This is a genomic window from Treponema sp. (assembly GCF_045657965.1).
Lineage (GTDB): Bacteria > Spirochaetota > Spirochaetia > Treponematales > Treponemataceae > Treponema_D.
Genome location: NZ_JAZOUG010000193.1, coordinates 1 through 3,653, shown reverse-complemented (window position 1 = coordinate 3,653; position 3,653 = coordinate 1). Strand labels below are relative to the sequence as shown.

The 3,653-nt window shown below is 33.3% G+C and carries 3 protein-coding genes; 1 reads left to right on the top strand and 2 read right to left on the bottom strand.

From position 1 onward, the window contains the following. On the bottom strand, positions 1-2,045 hold a 2,045-nt coding region (locus tag ACKI5B_RS07220), incomplete at its 3' end, for a diguanylate cyclase domain-containing protein (protein ID WP_407427270.1). Between the two features lie 116 nt (positions 2,046-2,161). On the opposite strand from ACKI5B_RS07220, the gene ACKI5B_RS07215 reads away from it, so the two are divergent. Beyond that, on the top strand, positions 2,162-2,554 hold the full coding sequence (locus ACKI5B_RS07215; protein ID WP_407427268.1) for a DUF3276 family protein: 393 nt from the start codon (positions 2,162-2,164) through the stop codon (positions 2,552-2,554). Between the two features lie 120 nt (positions 2,555-2,674). Here the strand turns inward: ACKI5B_RS07215 and ACKI5B_RS07210 are convergent. Continuing rightward, the coding region (locus tag ACKI5B_RS07210) for a tyrosine-type recombinase/integrase (protein ID WP_407427266.1) at positions 2,675-3,653 on the bottom strand (979 nt) is incomplete at its 5' end.

Sequence of the window (3,653 nt, the reverse complement as noted above, 5' to 3'; positions counted from 1 at the left end):
TATTCAGCAAAGCTGAAGCTGTTTCTGCCGGATTCTTTTACTTTATAAAGTGCACTGTCAGCCTGATTATACAGATAATCAAAGTTATTTCCCTCTTTTGCTATCGATATGCCGATTGAACAGGAAACAGGCACTGAATATTTTTCTTTTGGAAAAACTAGTGCAAATTCTTTGATTAGCTCCTGCATCCTTAGATTCAGTAACTCTTTATTTATAAAATTAAGTAAAAATACTGAAAATTCATCACCGCCCATACGGCATACTAAATCGCTTTGTTTGAAAAAATGCTGCAGTGTTTTTGCGACAGTAATAATTACTTCGTCGCCAGTTGAGTGACCGAGCGTATCATTAATAGTTTTAAATTTATCTATATCAATCATGATTAAAGCCATATTTTCCCGTTCTTTTCCGGTATGGTGCGAAAGAATTTCTTCTACAAATGATTTATAAGCAGCTCTATTAAAAAGTCCTGTCATTGAATCGCGGTTAGCTTTATTCATGAAATTTATAATCTGTTTGTTTTTTCTATTACGAAGATGATTAAAGGCTGCAATAAAAATCGTTGATGAAATAAGTAAAACAATTATTATTATGATAATAATTGCTTTTTTAGGATGACGTGCTGTAAATCTTGTTATTGAAAATTCATTGTTTTCTTCAACATATTTTAGAAAATTTCTTTCGTTTTCGTGCTGAGCAATTGAAGCAATTGATTTATCCAGAATACTTAAAAGAATCGGACTTTCACTGTCTTTTTTTATGATAAGTGATAAAGGAATCGGGGTTCCTGTAGGAACAATCGTAAAAGTACCTGAACTGTAAAGATTTTCATAATACATGCTTTCATAATCTGACATGTAAGTAACAGAATCCGGATTGTTCATTATGTTATCGATACATTCGGACATTTCTTTACAATACTTAATATTTACTGCAAATGGATTCATTGACCGGATCATAGGTTCAAAAAAACGATAAATTTCCGGCAAATAAATTTCAGACGGACCTTTTTCCGTTTTTTGTGGAGCTTTTGTTCCTACAGCCATAACTGTAGAGTGAATATATGGAATAGTAAGCGTGTAGCTTTCTTTTGTTTTGGGCTTAAGTGCAATTCCGGCAAAAATTGCATCAACTTTTTGCTGCTCCAGTAAAGTCCATGCTTCTTCATATGATTTTACAATTTCCGGTTCAATATTGAACCCGGTTATTTGTTCGATTATTTTGAAGGAATCAATACAAATACCTTTTAGTGAATTTACTGAGCTGTAAGAAATTGGAGGAATATTATCCAGAATTGCTACTTTCAGTATTTTTCGTTTTAAAATGTATGATTTTTCGATTGGTGTGAAGGTAAGCCAGTTTTCTTTTATCTGCGGAGCAATCATTTTTTTTGTGGATAAGCCTTTTGAAGCTTCAAGTTCGCTTGAAAGGGAAAAACTTGTGTTGATTGCTTTAAATAAAGACCGGTCAGTTTTTCTGACAGCAAGATGATAATAATATGGTTCTAAAACTTCGATTGTTTTATAAAAATGTGGAATTATGAGATCACATTCTACAAAAGCGTCGATTTTCCTTTCCCATAAATCTCTGTAAATGTCCTGCCTTTTTGAATAAGGGATAATTGCTGCGTTTGATAAAGATTCTGCATATGAAAAAACATCTGGGTTTCTTGTACTGCCGGCTGAAGTTATTTCTGCGATATTTCTGTCTGAAGCAACAACAATATGTCCTATTGCAGAAGGAATATCTGTATAGAAAAAATCATTACCTTCTTCAATATGCATAAATGGAACTACATCTACAATTCCATTTTTTAAGGCAGAAACACTTTCTCCTTCATTCAGAGGAATAAATTCGATTGAGAAACCTGTATAACGCTGAATAATATCACAAATGTGCTGAAGATAGCTCTGATGAAAAATATTTTCTTCATAAAGAGCATTTCCCTCGATTTTGGCCAGTTTTATTGTTTCTTTTGAAAAAATACTCTGTGGGAGAACTGCCGATAAAAATAATATGAAAAGAAACTTAAAAAATCTCTGCATAAATAAATCTTAACTCAACTTTTATTTTTTTTCAAACTGACAATACTTGCAATTAAAGTTAATATATGTTATAAAATGCGTATATTTCAATCTTACATTTTCAAGGAAGGGTCAAAATGAGCATCCGTGGAGAACTTTTTACAACTCAGGTTTTGTTGGACAACCGCTCTTATTTTTTCAATGTAAAAGAAAATCGGGCTGGTGATGTATTCTTGCAGATTGTCGAAAGCAAAAAGGGAGACGGTTCTGATTTTGACCGCCATCAGATTTCAATTTTCGCAGAGGACATGCAGAAAGTTCTTGCAGGTCTTGAAGATTCCCTTAAATTTATCGATAAAGATCGCAAAGAACGTGCTAAACTTCGTGCAGAAAAAAAGGCCGCTAAAGAAGCAAAATATGCTTTGGGCGGCGAGAAAAAGATTTACCGCAAAAAAGGTGAAGAAAAGAAAAATGATGGAATCAAACGTACAGGTAAAGTGATTCACATCAAATCAAAGAAAGAAGAATAGAAAAAATTGCCGCATTTGAATTTCCTTTCAGATTATACCGAAGAAAAAACTATGCCGAAAAACTATCATAAATACTTCTATTATAAAGATTTTTGACATGATTCTTCGGCATAGTTTTCTTTAATCTAATGAATATAACACTTCCCTGAACTCATCAGTTTTCCATTGTTTCTGAACATCTAAAATCTCAGGGGAGGATTTCTTTATGGCCTCACTCATCATCTCCAGAGTTGCAAACGCATAAAATCCTGAAGTTGTAGACATGCTTTCGTGTCCCAATAATTGCATTATAAATGGTAAAGGTACTCCATTCTTGAAAAGATCCATTGCCCGTGTTTTGCGGATAAGATGACAATGGATTTTCTCTTTGTCAGGAACTTCAATGCATTTTGTTTTTGCGATTTCTGCAGCTTTCTTTAGAATTAAGGAAATACTGTCTGTTGAAATCCGGTGCGGTTTATTATCAAGATTTGAATAAAATAAAGGCTTTTCCTCTCCGTCAGAATGAAACTCAGACAGGTATTTTTTCAAGTGTTCTACCGTTTTTTGTAAAAGCGGGACGTTTCTTGTCTTTCTTCCTTTTCCAATCAGAGTAACATACGGATTTTTTACATTTAAGTGAAGAGAGCTTAAATTCAAATCTGAAAGTTCCTGAACCCTGGCCCCTGAATCGTAAAGAAGGATCAGCATCATTCTGTTCCGGCGAGATTTTGCAGAACTTCCATCATAAGCATTCAGAATTGCTTTTGTAGCATTTTCCTGAAGATATTCGATAGGCTTCTTTTCTATCTTTACGTTTTTAATGGATTTTGCCTCTTCATATACCCCTCTTAATTCAAAATCCTCCTCTGAACAAAATTTTAAGAAGGAGCGAATGGCTGTAACCTTCAAATTGATGCTTTTATTTGCCTTTCCAAGAGTTCTTAAATGAATGATAAAATCGCTAATATATTCTCGTGTGAACATATCAAAAACGATATTTTCCTTTTTTATGTTTTTATTATGCTGTAAAAAAGAAATATAGTCCTTTAATGACTGTTTATACGCCTCAACAGACTTATTTGAAAGATTTCTTGTTAGGGGCATATATACATGAAGG